This is a genomic window from Rheinheimera sp. D18, assembly GCF_004345025.1.
Lineage (GTDB): Bacteria > Pseudomonadota > Gammaproteobacteria > Enterobacterales > Alteromonadaceae > Alishewanella > Alishewanella metallidurans.
The window spans coordinates 2,616,323-2,632,029 of record NZ_CP037745.1 but is presented as its reverse complement, the minus strand read 5'-3'; the positions used below and the strand labels follow the sequence as shown (position 1 = coordinate 2,632,029).

General features: G+C 45.6%; 15 protein-coding genes. 7 read left to right on the top strand and 8 right to left on the bottom strand.

All coding sequences use genetic code 11. The features are described from left to right. Window positions 1-19: 19 nt before the first annotated feature. From E0Z06_RS12445 to sul2, 3 genes are read right to left on the bottom strand one after another with little or no spacing between them, the layout of a single operon-like run. A complete protein-coding gene (locus E0Z06_RS12445) occupies window positions 20-856 on the bottom strand; it encodes an aminoglycoside O-phosphotransferase APH(6)-Id (RefSeq protein WP_000480968.1) in 837 nt (278 codons plus the stop codon). Beyond that, window positions 856-1,659 carry an aminoglycoside O-phosphotransferase APH(3'')-Ib gene (aph(3'')-Ib, locus tag E0Z06_RS12440; RefSeq protein WP_001082319.1) on the bottom strand — a complete coding sequence of 268 codons (804 nt, stop codon included), beginning with the start codon at window positions 1,657-1,659 and terminating at the stop codon, window positions 856-858. Before aph(3'')-Ib ends, E0Z06_RS12445 begins: the two co-directional genes overlap by 1 nt. 60 nt (window positions 1,660-1,719) lie before the next feature. Next, complete coding sequence (sul2, locus tag E0Z06_RS12435; RefSeq protein ID WP_001043260.1) at window positions 1,720-2,535, bottom strand: sulfonamide-resistant dihydropteroate synthase Sul2; 816 nt, start codon at window positions 2,533-2,535, stop codon at window positions 1,720-1,722. Window positions 2,536-3,078: 543 nt separating this feature from the next. On the opposite strand from sul2, the gene E0Z06_RS12425 reads away from it, so the two are divergent. The 7 genes from E0Z06_RS12425 (at window position 3,079) to lepB (ending at window position 10,269) form a co-directional block, all read left to right on the top strand. After that, entirely contained in the window at window positions 3,079-4,410 is a 1,332-nt protein-coding gene (locus tag E0Z06_RS12425; protein ID WP_132585190.1) for a sigma-54 dependent transcriptional regulator, read from the top strand. A 21-nt stretch (window positions 4,411-4,431) separates the two neighbouring features. Continuing rightward, on the top strand, window positions 4,432-4,644 hold the full coding sequence (locus E0Z06_RS12420; protein WP_132585188.1) for a histidine kinase dimerization/phospho-acceptor domain-containing protein: 213 nt from the start codon (window positions 4,432-4,434) through the stop codon (window positions 4,642-4,644). Window positions 4,645-4,667: 23 nt separating this feature from the next. Continuing rightward, window positions 4,668-6,146 carry a sensor histidine kinase gene (locus E0Z06_RS12415; protein WP_132585185.1) on the top strand — a complete coding sequence of 493 codons (1,479 nt, stop codon included), beginning with the start codon at window positions 4,668-4,670 and terminating at the stop codon, window positions 6,144-6,146. Between the two features lie 3 nt (window positions 6,147-6,149). Then, window positions 6,150-6,611, top strand: coding sequence for a response regulator (locus tag E0Z06_RS12410; protein WP_132585182.1), 462 nt, complete (start codon window positions 6,150-6,152; stop codon window positions 6,609-6,611). Then, window positions 6,604-8,583: a response regulator gene (locus E0Z06_RS12405; protein ID WP_132585179.1), complete on the top strand. Its 1,980-nt coding sequence runs from the start codon at window positions 6,604-6,606 to the stop codon at window positions 8,581-8,583. The genes E0Z06_RS12410 and E0Z06_RS12405 overlap by 8 nt, the downstream gene beginning before the upstream one ends. 277 nt (window positions 8,584-8,860) lie before the next feature. After that, a complete protein-coding gene (locus E0Z06_RS12400; RefSeq protein ID WP_132585176.1) occupies window positions 8,861-9,448 on the top strand; it encodes an outer membrane beta-barrel protein in 588 nt (195 codons plus the stop codon). Window positions 9,449-9,615: 167 nt separating this feature from the next. After that, window positions 9,616-10,269: a signal peptidase I gene (gene lepB / locus E0Z06_RS12395; protein WP_132585173.1), complete on the top strand. Its 654-nt coding sequence runs from the start codon at window positions 9,616-9,618 to the stop codon at window positions 10,267-10,269. A 13-nt stretch (window positions 10,270-10,282) separates the two neighbouring features. Here the strand turns inward: lepB and prmA are convergent, their stop codons facing one another. From prmA to E0Z06_RS12370, 5 genes are all read right to left on the bottom strand, one after another. Next, window positions 10,283-11,167 carry a 50S ribosomal protein L11 methyltransferase gene (gene prmA, locus E0Z06_RS12390; RefSeq protein ID WP_132585170.1) on the bottom strand — a complete coding sequence of 295 codons (885 nt, stop codon included), beginning with the start codon at window positions 11,165-11,167 and terminating at the stop codon, window positions 10,283-10,285. 77 nt (window positions 11,168-11,244) lie between these two features. Next, window positions 11,245-12,588, bottom strand: a complete 1,344-nt coding sequence (accC, locus tag E0Z06_RS12385; RefSeq protein ID WP_132585167.1) for an acetyl-CoA carboxylase biotin carboxylase subunit — start codon at window positions 12,586-12,588, stop codon at window positions 11,245-11,247. Window positions 12,589-12,604: 16 nt separating this feature from the next. Continuing rightward, window positions 12,605-13,060, bottom strand: a complete 456-nt coding sequence (gene accB / locus E0Z06_RS12380; protein ID WP_132585164.1) for an acetyl-CoA carboxylase biotin carboxyl carrier protein — start codon at window positions 13,058-13,060, stop codon at window positions 12,605-12,607. A gap of 25 nt (window positions 13,061-13,085) precedes the next feature. After that, window positions 13,086-13,538 (bottom strand): type II 3-dehydroquinate dehydratase, encoded by a 453-nt coding sequence (gene aroQ / locus E0Z06_RS12375; RefSeq protein ID WP_132585161.1) that lies wholly within the window; start codon window positions 13,536-13,538, stop codon window positions 13,086-13,088. Between the two features lie 220 nt (window positions 13,539-13,758). Further along, window positions 13,759-15,519, bottom strand: a complete 1,761-nt coding sequence (locus tag E0Z06_RS12370) for a protein-disulfide reductase DsbD (protein WP_132585158.1) — start codon at window positions 15,517-15,519, stop codon at window positions 13,759-13,761. Between the last annotated feature and the right edge of the window lie 188 nt (window positions 15,520-15,707).

Genomic DNA, 15,707 nt, shown 5'->3' with positions numbered 1-15,707 from the left:
AGGAGAAGTCGCTTGATATCTAGTATGACGTCTGTCGCACCTGCTTGATCGCGGCCGCGATAGCTAGATCGCGTTGCTCCTCTTCTCCATCCGCGTTCCAAGCTGCGGAAAGGCACCCATAAGCGTACGCCTGGTCGAGCAGGCGACGCGGATCGACGTCCAGCGCACGAGAGAATGCGTCCGCCATCTGTGCAATGCGTCTAGGATCGAGACAAAGGTCGTCTCTGTCAGCCGGATCGTAGAACATATTGGCGGCGCCAAAGCCCACTTCACCGACCAGACCGACGGGATCTATCACCAGCCAGCCGCGACTGGAGAACATGATGTTTTCATGATGCAGATCGCCATGTAGCCCACGCAGTTCCGAGGCATTGCTCATCATTTGATCGGCTATAATCGCCGCGTGGACGTAGTCAGTTTGACAACCTGCGTTTTGATCATCGCGCGCCCGCTGAAACAAAGCTGCAAAGCGATCCCGGATCGGGAGAAGGGCAGAAGGCAGGGGTTCCTCAGATGCGGCATACAGCTTCGCCATTAGTTCCGCTGCAATTTCGGTCGCCTGGTAGTCGCCGTGCTCGGCAACGATGTGAGAGAGCATTCGCTCCCCGGCATATTCGAGCAACATCAGATTGTTCTCACGACCGAGCAACCGGACTGCTCCCCTCCCATTGCGCCATACCAGATAGTCGGCCCCGCGCAGTTCATCAGCAATGTCTTCTATAGGTTTCAATCCCTTGACGATTGCAGGAGTCCCGTCTGGCAATGAAACTTTCCAAACGAGGCTGGAAAAGGTGTCCGCAATGAGAACAGGTTGCGAAACGTGCCAATGAGCAGGAAAAACAGGCGGCATGAACATCAACCCCAAGTCAGAGGGTCCAATCGCAGATAGAAGGCAAGGCGTTCGCGGTCGGGGGCTTCGATCCCCAATACATTGAATAGGACAGCGAAGGCGCGCTCTGCTTCATCTGGCGCTGCCCAGTTCTCTTCGGCGTTAGCAATCATGAGTGCCAAATCGGCATAGCGATCTGCTGTTCCGAGCCGCCCAAGGTCGATCAGACCCGTGCATTGAAGAGTTTTAGGGTCCACCATGAAGTTCGGCATGCAGGGATCACCATGGCAAACAACCATATCGGTGCGCTCTTGGTCGAGCCGCACCGGTAGCTCTCGTTCGACACGAGCCAAAAGATCGAGCTGCGGCGTACTCTTGTCCTCGTCCGGTAAGAAGTCGGGATTGACGGCATTGCGGGACACCACATCAACGGCGCGTCCGAACATTCGCGACAGCCTGCGCTCAAACGGACATTGATCAACCGATAGGCTGTGAACAGCGCCAAGTTGCTGCCCCATTGACGGCCACGCTTTGAGCAAATCCGCTCCAGACAGATCAGCCGCCGGTACTCCCGGAATTGCCGTTATCACCAAGCATGCACCCTCCTGTTCCTCCTGCCAGTTGATGACCTCGGGGCAAGCCACACCTCGACCTTTGAGCCAAATGAGGCGGTCACGCTCTCCAGCGAGCTCACCGCGGCGGGAAGCAGGTGCGATTTTCGCGAAGGCATGCCCGTCACCACGTCGAAAAACAAAATCACCAGATTCTCCGCCTCTGACAGGCAACCAGTCAGAATGCGATTCACCAAAAAAAATATTAGTTCGATTCAATGGAGGTTCCTTCAGTTTTCTGATGAAGCGCGAATATAGAGAAATATCCCGAATGTGCAGTTAACGAATTCTTGCGGTTTCTTTCAGCGCCGCCAATACCGCCAGCCCGTCGCGCAAGGGGCGCGGCTCGTGTGTGCGGATGAAGTCAGCTCCACCTGCGGCGGCGGCAAGCTCTGCAGCGAGTGTCGCGGCCCCGACATCCCCCGGACCACGGCCTGTGAGCGCGCGCAGAAAGGATTTGCGCGAAACAGACAGAAGCACCGGCAAATCGAAGCGCAGCCGCAATTCATCGAACCGCGCCAGCACCGAGAGCGAGGTTTCGGGAGCAGCCCCCAGAAAAAACCCCATGCCGGGATCAAGGACAAGGCGGTTGCGTTTGATACCGGCACCCGTCAGCGCCGCGATGCGCGCGTCAAAGAACGCCGCAATGTGATCCATGATGTCGCCAGCGGGTGCCTCGCGCCGATCTGCCTGCCCGTCTTGCACCGAATGCATAACGACGAGTTTGGCAGATGATTTCGCCAATTGCGGATAGAACGCAGCGTCTGGAAAACCGCGAATATCATTGAGATAGGCCACACCACGCGACAAGGCATAGGCTTGCGTCGCGGGTTGATAACTGTCGAGCGAGACGGGAATGCCATCTGCCTTGAGCGCGTCCAGCACCGGCGCGATACGCGCGATTTCTGTGTCGGACGAAACAGGCGCGGCGTCGGGATTGCTGGATGCCGGACCGAGGTCGATCACATCTGCCCCCTCGGCCATCAGCTTACGCGCCTGCGCAATGGCTGCGTCTGGCGCCAGATACCGGCCTCCATCGGAGAAACTGTCCGAGGTTATGTTGACGATGCCGAAAATGATGAGCGATTTATTCATGGGGGCTTCTATAATAATAATAATCGAGCATGAGTCTCATACGGATGCTCGGGTCGAAAGGGAATCCCCAGGCGAGTAACCTGTTTGCGGTGATCCATTAGCTGCAGGAGCAGAATAGCATACATCTGGAAGCAAAGCCAGGAAAGCGGCCTATGGAGCTGTGCGGCAGCGCTCAGTAGGCAATTTTTCAAAATATTGTTAAGCCTTTTCTGAGCATGGTATTTTTCATGGTATTACCAATTAGCAGGAAAATAAGCCATTGAATATAAAAGATAAAAATGTCTTGTTTACAATAGAGTGGGAATAGTTATTTTTGGCTATTGAATAAAAAAGACGCTTCGGCGTCTTTTTTATATCCGCGAGTAAAATCTAAATTTTCGTTGACGAGCCAAATATTAGGTGTGCACATTGCAAACAAAAGGTTAATTAAGTGCTATTCATGCTGGGTTTAATCACCTACTATAGGCTGGTAACTTCAGGTATCACCGTAACATATGGCTTAAATCACATTTTTCGTTAATTTACTGATATGAGAATTTACCATTGCTATCAATATTGCTTGTCGATGATGATCAAGAGTTTACCAATGTAGCCTGCCATATTATCGAGTTTCTTGGCCATACTGTGTCTGTGGCAGAAAACTTGGCGCAAGCCAATGAATGGCTAGTCCATAATAACTTTGATCATATTTTGCTAGATTTTATGCTGCCCGATGGCAGTGGTATTCATTTAATGGATCGGGTGCAGCAATTATTTCCTGTGCCCAAGGTAACCTTTATTACTGGCCACCCCTCGGTAAAATCGGTTATTGCTGATCTTTGCGGGCCTAAGGTTGATTATTTACTTAAGCCTATTCAGCGTGAAGATTTAGAGCGCGTACTTAACCCAGTTAAAGCAAAAAAGAAAAAATTATCTAACCAAGCTAAGTTGCACTTTGGCTGCCTGCTAGGCGAGTCGGCACCGATGCAAGCCCTCTATACTATGATTGAGCGGGTTGCCGCATCTAATGCTAACGTGATGCTAATGGGCGAAAGCGGTGTGGGTAAAGAACTGGTAGCCTCGGCTATTCACACCGCAAGCCAAGCTTCTGGCCCCTTTGTCGCAATAAACTGCGGCGGCTTGTCAAAAGAGCTAATTAGTAGCGAATTATTTGGCCATGAAAAAGGTGCTTTTACCGGAGCCGTAGCACAAAAAGTCGGTGTATTTGAGCGCGCGCACTCGGGTACCTTGTTTCTTGATGAAGTAACCGAAATGCCCATAGATATGCAACCACATTTACTACGCGTATTAGAGACAAAAAACGTAGTGCGTGTTGGCGGCACTAAAGAAATTGCCGTGAATTGTCGGGTTGTGTCAGCCACTAACCGCAGTATGCAAAGTATTGCTGAGCAACATATATTACGCGAAGATATTTATTTTCGTTTGGCCGTGTTTCCACTAGAAATTCCGCCGTTAAGAGAACGCAGTACCGATATTCCACTATTAGCTAACGCTTTTTTAGCCAGGTTAAATGAAGAAAATGATACTAATTACAGTTTTACTGCCGCACAGTTAGAACGTTTAGCCAATTTTGACTGGCCCGGTAATGTGAGAGAACTGCGCCATACAGTGCATCGGGCCTACATTATGAGTGATCCGACAAAAACTAGCGTTGAACTGCCAGCGTCTTTTGCCTCACCGTTTTCTACCACGAAACCGAAAAATAGTGGCTTAACGGCCGGTAAAACGATAGAGGAAGTCGAAAAAGAGCTTATTTATTTAACCTTGAAAAACGTAGATGGCAACAAAACGTTGGCTGCTGAAATGCTGGGCATTAGTGCCAAAACCCTTTATAACCGACTTAATGCTTACGGCGGTTTAGGTGAGTTCAGTTAGTATTTTACCCCGGAGGAGCACATGCCGATAGAACAGCAACCTACAGTATTAGAAAAGCAAATACACGATATTCGCAAACCATTAAACCGTATTTCTATGCAAGCCGAGCTAATTAAGTTGGTATTAGAAAACCAGTTGCCCGCAGCCAAATTGGCAGAGGCTGCTGACAAAATATTACAATCTTGCCAAGAATGCAGCCAATTACTGCAAGACCTAATCGCACCGACAAAGTAATGCCGATGAAAGGGAGTTTATAGATGGCCAGCAAGCTGCTTAATAACGCCCGCACCAGTTGGTTGTTACTGGGTGCGGTAATGATGTGCTTGATTGTGTTTAATGCGATTTTGGCTGTTAGCTCAATGGAAAAACTTACCTCAACTCAAACTAGCCTAACCAACACCGGCGATATTATTGTTAAGCTTGATGATTTACATATGTCAGTGTTGTCAGCTGAGTCTGGCCAGCGCGGTTACTTACTAACTGAAGATATATTGTATTTAGAGCCTTACTTGGCAGCGTTAAAAAATGTACAAGCACAAATAACTGAAATGGCAGCGGTTCGCTCTGAAATGCCAGAGCAGCAATTGCGAATAGATAATGTTATACGTTTATCTGAGGCAAAAATAACCGAACTAGTCGAAACGGTCGAATTAGCTCGGCAAAATAAAGAGGCACTAGCGTTAACCTTATTAAAAACTGACCATGGTCAAAATATTTATTTACAATTACGCGCAGAGGTATACACCGTTCGCCAGACTGAAAAAGCTTTTCGTAAAACCTTATTTGAACGTTTATCTAAAGGCCGGGATGAAGCCCTACTTAATTTCGTTATATCTGGCGTGCTTAGTAGTGTGCTGGTGATACTGATGTTAGTGCTGTCGTGGCGAAACGAGAGCAAAGAAAAGAAATACTTAAATGCGCTTGAGCAGCAAAATGAAGGTCTAACACAGAAGGTAGCCGAGCGTACTCATGATTTGCAGTTGTACTCGGAAGAACTTAGTCGCAGCAACCGCGAACTGGAAGATTTTGCTTTTGTCGCCTCGCATGATTTACAAGAACCGCTGCGTAAAATACAAGCCTTTGGCGATAGGTTAGAGTCGTCATTTAGCCAGAACTTAGGTGAGCAAGGTTTAGACTATTTAACGCGAATGCGAAATGCGGCCCATCGTATGTCAGCATTAATTAATGACTTGTTAGATTTTTCACGTATTAGTACCCGCGGTCGCGATTTTAGCGCTACCGATTTAAATACCGTAATAATTAGTGTGCTTGATGATCTAGAAATTGCGATCCAAGAAAGTAACGCACAATTTACTATTGAGCCTATGCCGACTATTCAGGCCGATCATAGCCAGCTGCAGCAGCTGTTTCTTAACTTGCTATCTAACGCGATTAAGTTTCGTAACGCCGATGTAGCACCTGCCATTAATATAACAATTGCACCGCACCAACCTAATGTTATGCAGCAGGATATATGCGCAACGTGGTATGCCATTACGCTGACTGATAACGGTATTGGTTTTGCTGAAGAATACGCTGAGAAAATTTTTACACCGTTTCAACGTTTACATGGCCGTTCAGAATACAAAGGTACTGGCATTGGTTTAGCGGTTTGCCGGCGCATTGTCGAGCGCCACCGCGGGTTAATTAGTGCATCAGCGACGTTGGGTGCTGGCGCAACTTTCACTATAATTTTACCGGCCGAGGGTACACCTTTTGGTGCTCGGGGAGACTAGATAATGCCACTTAGCAAAGCACGCGCTATTACGATTTTAATGGCCGACGATGATGAAGATGACCGGTTACTAACCCAAGATGCATTGCGCGAAAGCCGGGTACTTAATTCCCTATATTGCGTGGAGGACGGCGTAGAACTGCTTGAATACCTGCGCAAAGAAGGTAAATATGCCTCAGATGAGCCTTGCCCGCGGCCTAGTTTAATTTTGTTAGATCTTAATATGCCGCGAATGGATGGCCGAGAAGCACTACGGAATATTAAAAGCGATGAGCGCTTGCGTGGTATTCCAGTGGTTATTTTAACCACGTCAAAGCAAGAGGAAGATATGGTCCGAGGCTATAATTTAGGTGCAGCTTCATACATCACTAAACCGGTAAATTTTGACGGCTTGGTCGATTTAATGCGTACTTTAGGTAAGTACTGGGTCGAATTTGTAGAGTTACCCGAACATCACGATGACTAAGACTGCGGTTAAACAAGCAAAAATTTTGCTGGTTGAAGATGATGAAGATGACTATATCCTTACTCGTGGTCATCTTGATGACTTAACCGCGTTAGATAGCCAATTAACCTGGGTTAAAAGCTCGGCCGAAGGTTTACAAAAGCTAACTGAAGGCCACTTTGATGTGTGCTTGTTAGATTACCAGCTTGATGCCGATACTGGTTTATCGCTACTTAAAAAGGCCATAAATGCTGGCGTATCAACGCCAATTATTATGCTAACTGGCCAGCCCGATAAGCAGCTAGATTTACAGGCATTAGAATATGGCGCGGCAGATTTTTTAGTTAAAAGTGAGCTAAGTGAGGCACGCTTTGCCAGAGCAATACGTTATGCTCTAAGCCGCCGCGAGTATGAGCTGGAGCGGATCAACAGGTTACAACTTGAAACAGATAGCCGCTCAAAAGACCGATTTTTAGCCCACCTAAGCCATGAGCTACGTACGCCACTATCATCCATTTTAGGCTATACCGAATTATTGTTAGAATCCGATAGCGCGTTAGAAGCACGGCCAGAACTAAATATTATTCTTAACAACGGTAAACATTTGCTCAGCTTGTTAAATGACGTGTTGGATTTATCAAAAATAACCGCAAATAAATTAGAGCTACGGCCAGAAATTATTGCCTTGCGGCATCTGTTAATTGATATTTACACCTTATTAAATGTTACCGCTATAGATAACGGCTTGCAGTTTGACGTAACAGCGCTAACCGCGCTACCGGATACGATTATCGCCGATGGTACGCGTTTGCGTCAGGTGCTGATAAATTTGATTTATAACGCAATAAAGTTTACTGACGCGGGTAGCATTAAAGTTGAGGTTTGGCTGCAACAGCAAGTCGAGCAGCAAATGCTGTTCTTTCGGATCACCGATACCGGTGTTGGTATACCCGCTAAGCGGTTAAAAGATATCTTTGTACCTTTTATGCAAATAGAAGATATGTTTACTCGCAAGAAAGGTGGCGCAGGGTTAGGCTTGGCGATATCTGCTGAACTTATTCAGCATATGGGCGGTAGCATCGATGTTACCTCTGAAGAAGGTAAAGGCAGCATCTTTACGTTCTCAATTAACCCCGGTGATTTAACTGACGTTAACCTTAGCCAATTTAATGCTGAGCTAACATATAGCGAACCGCAAGAAACCGGCGAAAAACTGCAATTAACCGGTGAGGTATTAATCGTCGATGATCTCGCTGATTTGCGTAAACTGGCAGGGCACTGGGTTAGCGCCACCGGCGCTACAGTAAGTTACGCTAGAAATGGCGCCGAAGCGATTGAGAGAGTTAAAGCTAAGTTGGCGTCACAGAGCCATTACAACTTAATTTTAATGGATTTACATATGCCGGTAGTCGACGGCAAACAAGCCACAACTGATATTCGCAAGCTGGGTTATAGGCAACCGATAGTGGCACTAACGGCGACTATGGCCAAAGGCATTCATCAGCAACTGTCCGATATTGGTTTTACTGAGCTGTTGTATAAGCCAGTAACGAAAAAGCAGCTGTATAGCGTATTAAAGCGTTATCTAGTAGCAGCTGAACCTGAAGTAGCATTAACACCAATCGCTAACATAGGCGTAGAGCTGCAGTTTTTAGTGGTAGAGGACGATATTGAAGCGGCGCAGCTATTACAGCTATTGTTAGAAAGTTTAGGCGTTAAGGTAACACTGGCGCACAGTGCGGCACAATGCTTACAGATATTGGCGCAGCATGATCACTTCGATAGAATTTTACTGGATATGGGTTTGCCAGATAGCTCCGGTTGGCAATTAGTGCAGCGTATTGAACAGAGCGACGCGGATAACGTTATTGTGATAATAAGTGGGCAAAACGTTGAGGAAAGTGATGCTAAGCCGGCCATTGTGCAGCAGAGTTTGCTAAAACCGGTGACTAAACACATGCTAAGTAATTTGGTAAAAGGCTGTTATGAATAATAAAAGTTAACCGCTAATCTTCCGCATAACCCCCCACATTTACCTACGATCTGCCCGTTTCTTGTTTATTATTAAGTGTGTAAGTTTTTCTTGTTGTAATGTGAGTGTTACAATTTTAACGCGTATTGGTTAATAACTTACAAAGATGATTTGCACTTAACCTATTGATTTTAATGTTTTTTATTTTTCCCGTATAAGTGGCATAAAGCTTGTAACACTTTAACGTGAAACCCAAGCTAACGCTTATTTTTAATTATTTGATTTCACGGAGCTTACAATGAAAAAACATTATTTAGCCGCCCTAACCGTATCTTCATTTTTATTGTCTTCTACCTATGCTTTTGCCGCGCCTAATAATGACGAAGTTGACCATGTTGGCATCTATGTCGGTGCTGCGTACGGCTTACTCAACGTTGATGGTGATGACCAAGATTTTGATAAAGAAGATAACGCCTCGCGTCTTTTTGTCGGTGCGCAGTTTAATCAAGCGTTTTCTTTAGAAGCCGGTTATATCGATTTTGGTCAATACGGCAATAATATTTTTAATACTGAACTGGATGGTTACACTTTAGCATTAAAAGCTGGCCTGCCGCTTGGCGAGCGTTTTACGCTATATGCGCAAGGTGGTAATGTTTGGTGGAAAGCCGATATTAGTGCAACAGATGACAAGGCAGATGTTGATGGTTCAGATTTGTTTTACGGTGTAGGTATGTCTTATGCGTTAAGTAAAAACTTAGACTTACGTTTAGATTACACTCGGTTTGATGTGAAATTTGACCGCGATGAAATTGGTATCTTGGCCGATATCGATAACTTTGATACCAAGGTTGACTACGTCAGCGTGGGTATTCAGTACACCTTCTAATTATGTAAGTTGGGTACAGGTATTGCGTAACACCGCAGGTTTCAGCGAGCTTACGCTAAACCAAACGGACCGGCATGGACGCCGGTAACAAGCCCAATAAATGGACGTAATGTGAACCTAATATAGCCATTAAGGTCATAGCAAAAGCTAACTTAATGGAGTAAGACATGAACAAACTGCAACAGCTGTGGCGTGATAACCGCAGTGTTATTATATTTTTAGCCTTAATGTTTATGTTCAGAAGTGCTGTCGCTGACTGGAACGATGTACCGTCAGGCTCAATGCAACCCACCATTCAAATAGGCGATCGTCTGCTAGTTAACAAAATGGCCTATGATCTACGCGTGCCCTTTACTACAACGTCTTTACTAAAACTCGCTGATCCTGAACGTGGCGATATCGTGATCTTTGTCTCAAAAGCTGCCAACAACCGGCTGGTTAAACGCGTTATTGGTATACCGGGTGACGTCATCGCTATGCACAATAATGTGCTGACCATTAACGGCCAACGCTTAGTGTATTCGCAACCTAATGCTAACGAGGATGACAATAGTGTGTTGCTGAATGAGCAGTTAGACAATATCCAGCATAGTGTGAAATTAGCCGCGTTTTCTAGTGGGCGAGATAGTTTTGCGCCAGTAACTGTGCCAGCAGAGCATTATTTAGTGTTGGGAGATAACCGTGACAACAGCGCCGACTCTCGGGTAATTGGCTTTGTACCACGAGCTGAAATAGTCGGCCGCGCGAGCACGGTGTTAGTTTCGCTCGACCACGATAATTACTATCTGCCGCGCAGCACACGATTTCTGGCGGCATTATAAATATAGGTAAATATTAGCTGTGCTTGCGTGCGCTTAGGCGCACCCATTCGTCTTGCACCGCAATGGGGTCAAAACTAAACTCATCTGCATAAGCGGCCATTACACTATCGGCTTGGCTTTCTAAAATACCTGACAATGCCAGCACCCCGTTGGGTTTTACATAAGCACTAATAACGTGTTTTAATTCAGCTAATGGCCCGGCTAAAATATTAGCGACTACCACATCAGCTTGAAAATCACTGGGTTGATCCTTCGGCAGGTAAAGCTCTATTTGGCCATCCACGTTATTGCGCTTGGCATTAGCTGTGCTAGCTTCAATCGCTTGCGGGTCAATATCGACACCGACCACCCGTTTTGCGCCTAGCTTTAATGCGGCAATGCCTAAAATGCCTGAGCCACAGCCAAAGTCGACGACGGTTTGCTCGGGTTTTATTGTGGCATCTAACCATTGCATACAAAGCGCTGTGGTAGGGTGGGTGCCGGTGCCAAAGGCTAAGCCTGGGTCAAGCATTACGTTAACTGCAGTTGGGTCGGGGATATCACGCCAGCTTGGACAAACCCATAAACGCTGACCAAATTTAATTGGATGAAAGTTATCCATCCACTCACGTTCCCAGTCTTTGTCTTCTAATTGCTCTAGCTTATATTCTACGCCCTGCTTAAAAAACGCCACTTGTTCTAACTGCTTTACGACCTTGTCCATTGGATGCTCGGCATCAAACAAACCCACCACTATGGTATTTGTCCAATAAATAACTTCGCCGGGCATAGGTTCGTAAATAGGCGTGTCGTGGGCATCAACAAAACTAACAGCTTGAGCGCCCCAGCCCATTAGCATATCGCTAACTTGTTCTGCCTTTTGTTCAGTAGTTGTAACGCGCAATTGGATCCAAGGCATAGTAGTCTCGCTAGTAAAAATTTTGCGTATTATAGCAAAAAGGCCGCAAATGCGGCCTTTTAATCTGTGGCAAATACTTAATTGATACCTAGTTTATGTTCTAAGTAATGAATATTAGTGCCGCCTTTACAGAAGCCTTCATCGCGCATAATGTCTTTATGCAATTCGATATTGGTTTTAATACCTTCTACTAGCAATTCATCTAACGCATTACGCATGCGCGCAATAGCGATATCGCGGGTTTCACCATAGGTAATTAACTTACCGACCATTGAATCGTAGTTTGGTGGTACGGTGTAATCGGCATAGATATGCGAATCCCAGCGAATGCCATTACCACCTGGTGGATGAAACCGAGTAATTTTACCTGGTGATGGCATAAAGGTTTTTGCATCTTCAGCGTTAATACGACATTCAATAGCATGGCCGCGAATGACAATATCTTCTTGTTTAATCGTCAGTGGCATGCCAGAAGCAATACGTAGCTGTTCTTTAATTAGGTCAACACCGGTTATCATTTCCGTAATTGGGTGCTCTACCTGGATTCGGGTGTTCATCTCAATAAAGAAAAACTCACCGTTTTCAAATAAAAACTCAAAGGTACCGGCGCCGCGATAATTCATTACTTTACAGGCAGACACACAGCGCTCACCAATAAAGTTTCGCAGTTCATCAGTAATACCTGGTGCTGGCGCTTCTTCCACCACTTTTTGGTGGCGACGTTGCATTGAACAGTCGCGTTCACCTAAATGAATAGCGTTGCCTTGACCATCAGCTAATATTTGAATTTCAACGTGGCGTGGATTTTCCAAAAACTTCTCCATGTACACCATGTCGTTACCAAATGCGGCTTTCGCTTCAGCTTTAGTCATTTCAATTGAGGTAACTAAATCGGCTTCGCTACGCACTACACGCATACCACGACCACCGCCGCCGCCTGAGGCTTTAACAATAAGCGGATAGCCAATACGTTTAGCAATTGCCATATTAGTTTCGGCATCGTCGCCTACTGCGCCGTCTGAACCCGGTACGCAAGGTACACCAGCCTTTTTCATTGCTTCAATAGCCGCAACTTTATCGCCCATAGTGCGAATAGACTCTGGACGTGGGCCAATAAAAATTAAGCCACTTTCTTCTACTTGTTGTGCAAAGTCGGCACGCTCAGCTAAAAAGCCATAACCTGGGTGAATAGCTTGAGCATTGGTTATTTCAGCCGCAGCAATAAGTGCAGGAATATTTAAATAACTCAGTGGTGAAGCGGCCGGACCAATACAAATGGTTTCGTCGGCCAGCAACACGTGTTTTAAATTACGGTCTACGGTAGAGTGTACAGCAACCGTTTTTATGCCCAGCTCTTTGCACGCGCGTAAAATACGTAGTGCAATTTCGCCGCGATTGGCAATCAGTACTTTTTCTAGCATCAGTCTGCCTTTTGCGTTATTCAATCACAAAGAGAGGCTGGTCAAACTCAACCGGCTCGCCGTTTTCAAGCAGAATTTCTTTTACCACACCGGCCTTATCAGACTGGATTTGGTTCATCATCTTCATTGCTTCTACAATACACAAAGTATCGCCTACTTTAACTGTTTGGCCCACTTCAACAAAGGCTTTAGCCGTTGGTGATGCCGCTCGGTAGAACGAACCAACCATGGGTGATTTAACCACGTGGCCGCTTATTACTTTTGGTGCATCTACTGCTGCAATAGCCGCTGGTGCAACAGGCGCTGGCATTGCTTGTTGTGGCATTGGTGCATAATGTTGCATTGGCGCGTAATGCTGTGCAGGGCCGTTACGGCTGATGCGTACTGACTCTTCACCTTCGGTGATCTCAAGCTCAGAAATACCTGACTCTTCTAACAGCTCGATCAATTTTTTAATCTTTCTAATATCCATGTCTTTTAGCCTGATTTAGTTATTACTATTTGGTTGTTTTCAAAACTGCTACCGCCGAGTCTAAAGCATAGTGGTAACCTTTGGCCCCCAGACCGCAGATCACCCCTTTGGCGATATCAGATAAATACGAGTGCCGGCGAAAACTTTCGCGGGCATACACATTAGATAAATGTACTTCAATAAACGGAATAGCCACAGCCAGCAGCGCATCACGAATAGCCACACTAGTGTGGGTAAATGCACCCGGGTTAATCAGAATATAGTCTTGTTGCCCTAAACTTTGTTGAATGGCATTCACTAGTTCGTGTTCAGCGTTAGATTGTAAATGTGTGAGTTTGACATCTTTCGCTGCTGCCTGTTCCGTCAGGTCGGTAATAATATCTTGCAAAGTAGCCGAACCATATACTTCAGGTTCGCGCACACCTAACATATTTAAGTTAGGGCCATTTAAAACTAAAATTCGATAAGTTGCCGCCATCGGTGCGTAATTCCCACTAATTGTTTTAATTCGGCTAAACCTTGCTAAAGCTAGGGTTTAACCGTATTTGCGTAGTAAAAACATACTGCAACAAAGCCGTTAGCTTAACAATAGCGCCTTATTATAGTGAAATCGTGACAAATCGCAGCAAAATACTGGTCTTATCAGCCAGAAAGACAAGAAAAGGTCGCGGCGTTGGCAAAGAAACACCGCGATCTGCTTACTGTTGCAGTTGTTGTAAGTGTGCGGAAAATTCGCTGGCGTTTTTAAAACCAGTTACGCGAGCCTGAGTTAGGTCGGTACCGTCTGGGCTGAAAAATAGCAAAGTTGGTAAGCCTAACACTTGGTAGTGTTCCAACACGGCTTGATCTTTAAGGGTGTTTTTAGTGACATCAACCTTTAGTAATTGCATGTTTTGCATCTGCGCCTGAACTTCAGGTTTAGGAAAAGTTAAGTGCTCAAATTCTTTACAGGCAATGCACCAATCTGCGTACAGGTCGACCATAGTGTAGCGGCCATCACTATTGGCTACTTTTTGTTGTAGTTGTTCTAAGCTAGTAACCAACTCAAAACCTGTGCTTTGTGTTTGTGTTGCGGTAGTTGAGGTTGCTGGCGCTGGCCACCAATGCTGCATGTTTAAATACAAGATAGCGACCATAAGCAGTTGACCAATAATTAACAGTATCGCCTTCGCGCTGGAATTTTGCAGGCTAAAGAGCACCCGGTATATGTAGATAACGAACGCCAATGCTAATAATGACCCCGCGGCCAATACATAGCTAAACGGCAACATACGGTCAAGTAAAATAAGCGGTACGGCCAATAACAAAAAGCCAAAGGTCGATTTTACCGCGTTCATCCAGTTACCCGCTTTAGGCAAAAGTTTGCCACCTGAGCTGCCCAACAATAATAATGGCAAGCCCATACCTAGGCTTAAAATATATAAGGTTATGGCACCAAGCAGTAAATCACCGCTTTGGGCAACATACAATAATGCTGCCGATAACGGTGCGGTGGTGCACGGTGATGCAATTAAACCCGACAGCGCGCCCATAACAAAGGTGCCTTTGTGTGAGCCACCTTGTTGCTTGTTACTAACCTTGCTAATTTTCTCTTGCCAGCTTGATGGTAGGCTTAAATTAAATGCACCAAACATAGACAGCGCTAACAAAATAAAAATAATACTGGCAACAATTAGTACAGCAGGGTGCTGCATATAGCCCTGAAATTTCATCCCTAAACTAGCAATAACTAGCCCAAGTAATGAATAAGTAATAGCCATACCCTGCACGTAAGAAAACGATAAGGTAAAGGCGCGTTTATTGGACAAACCCGCACCTTGGCCAACAATAATGCTAGTTAAAATTGGGTACATTGGGAATACGCATGGCGTAAAGGCCAAACCAATACCCAATAAAAAGAACCCTGCTAAGGTAGCAATGCTGGCGCCCGCAGTTAATTTCTCTGCCAGTTGGTTTTGGCTTGATGCTGGCAGCGAACTTGAGGGCGTGCTGGTTGATGCCGCGTTGGCGGGGGTAACCGATAATAGCGGTACTTCTTTAGTGACTGGCGGATAGCAAAGACCTGCTTCGGCACAGCCCATATACTGAATTTTAAATACTGCATCTTCGCTAACGTCAGTTAACGGAATACGCAGTGTAAGTTGATGAAAATAAACATCAGTTACACCAAAGTACTCATCTTCAATTTGCATACTAGCAGGGTACGTTGGGTGAGAAAAACTCACCGCAATGCCGCCGAGTTTAATTTTGTCTTTGTATAAATAGTAGTTATCAGCAATGTTCCAGCTGATAATTAATGCATTGTCCTGCTGAATAAAATCAAACTCAAAGGCTTGGTCAACAGGCAAAAAATTGTCAGTCGGCTTAAGTAAGCTATCGAGCACTGAATTTTGTTGTGCGAGTGCAGCCCCTGCTAAGGCAAACCATAATAAAAATGGCAGAACAAATACTTTAAACATCTACTTATATTTCCTCATATACCGCGCCTACATAGCTGTAGTGCAACATTGCTCAGTTACAGAATACGACAATAGCCGAGGCTTGGCTTTCTATTTGTCATAAATTTCGTGTAAGTAAAGACCTTGTATTTACGCAGGTTATTTCACTAACTGCTGAAATAAATATTTATTAAACAAAAGACTAAGAA

What these genes read in the sequence shown, in the direction of transcription:
- E0Z06_RS12445 (WP_000480968.1), bottom strand. Translation starts at nt 856, where the DNA reads ATGTTCATGCCGCCTGTTTTTCCTGCTCATTGGCACGTTTCGCAACCT.
- sul2 (WP_001043260.1), bottom strand. Translation starts at nt 2,535, where the DNA reads ATGAATAAATCGCTCATCATTTTCGGCATCGTCAACATAACCTCGGAC.
- E0Z06_RS12420 (WP_132585188.1), top strand. Translation starts at nt 4,432, where the DNA reads ATGCCGATAGAACAGCAACCTACAGTATTAGAAAAGCAAATACACGAT.
- E0Z06_RS12415 (WP_132585185.1), top strand. Translation starts at nt 4,668, where the DNA reads ATGGCCAGCAAGCTGCTTAATAACGCCCGCACCAGTTGGTTGTTACTG.
- E0Z06_RS12410 (WP_132585182.1), top strand. Translation starts at nt 6,150, where the DNA reads ATGCCACTTAGCAAAGCACGCGCTATTACGATTTTAATGGCCGACGAT.
- E0Z06_RS12405 (WP_132585179.1), top strand. Translation starts at nt 6,604, where the DNA reads ATGACTAAGACTGCGGTTAAACAAGCAAAAATTTTGCTGGTTGAAGAT.
- E0Z06_RS12400 (WP_132585176.1), top strand. Translation starts at nt 8,861, where the DNA reads ATGAAAAAACATTATTTAGCCGCCCTAACCGTATCTTCATTTTTATTG.
- lepB (WP_132585173.1), top strand. Translation starts at nt 9,616, where the DNA reads ATGAACAAACTGCAACAGCTGTGGCGTGATAACCGCAGTGTTATTATA.
- prmA (WP_132585170.1), bottom strand. Translation starts at nt 11,167, where the DNA reads ATGCCTTGGATCCAATTGCGCGTTACAACTACTGAACAAAAGGCAGAA.
- accC (WP_132585167.1), bottom strand. Translation starts at nt 12,588, where the DNA reads ATGCTAGAAAAAGTACTGATTGCCAATCGCGGCGAAATTGCACTACGT.
- accB (WP_132585164.1), bottom strand. Translation starts at nt 13,060, where the DNA reads ATGGATATTAGAAAGATTAAAAAATTGATCGAGCTGTTAGAAGAGTCA.
- aroQ (WP_132585161.1), bottom strand. Translation starts at nt 13,538, where the DNA reads ATGGCGGCAACTTATCGAATTTTAGTTTTAAATGGCCCTAACTTAAAT.
- E0Z06_RS12370 (WP_132585158.1), bottom strand. Translation starts at nt 15,519, where the DNA reads ATGTTTAAAGTATTTGTTCTGCCATTTTTATTATGGTTTGCCTTAGCA.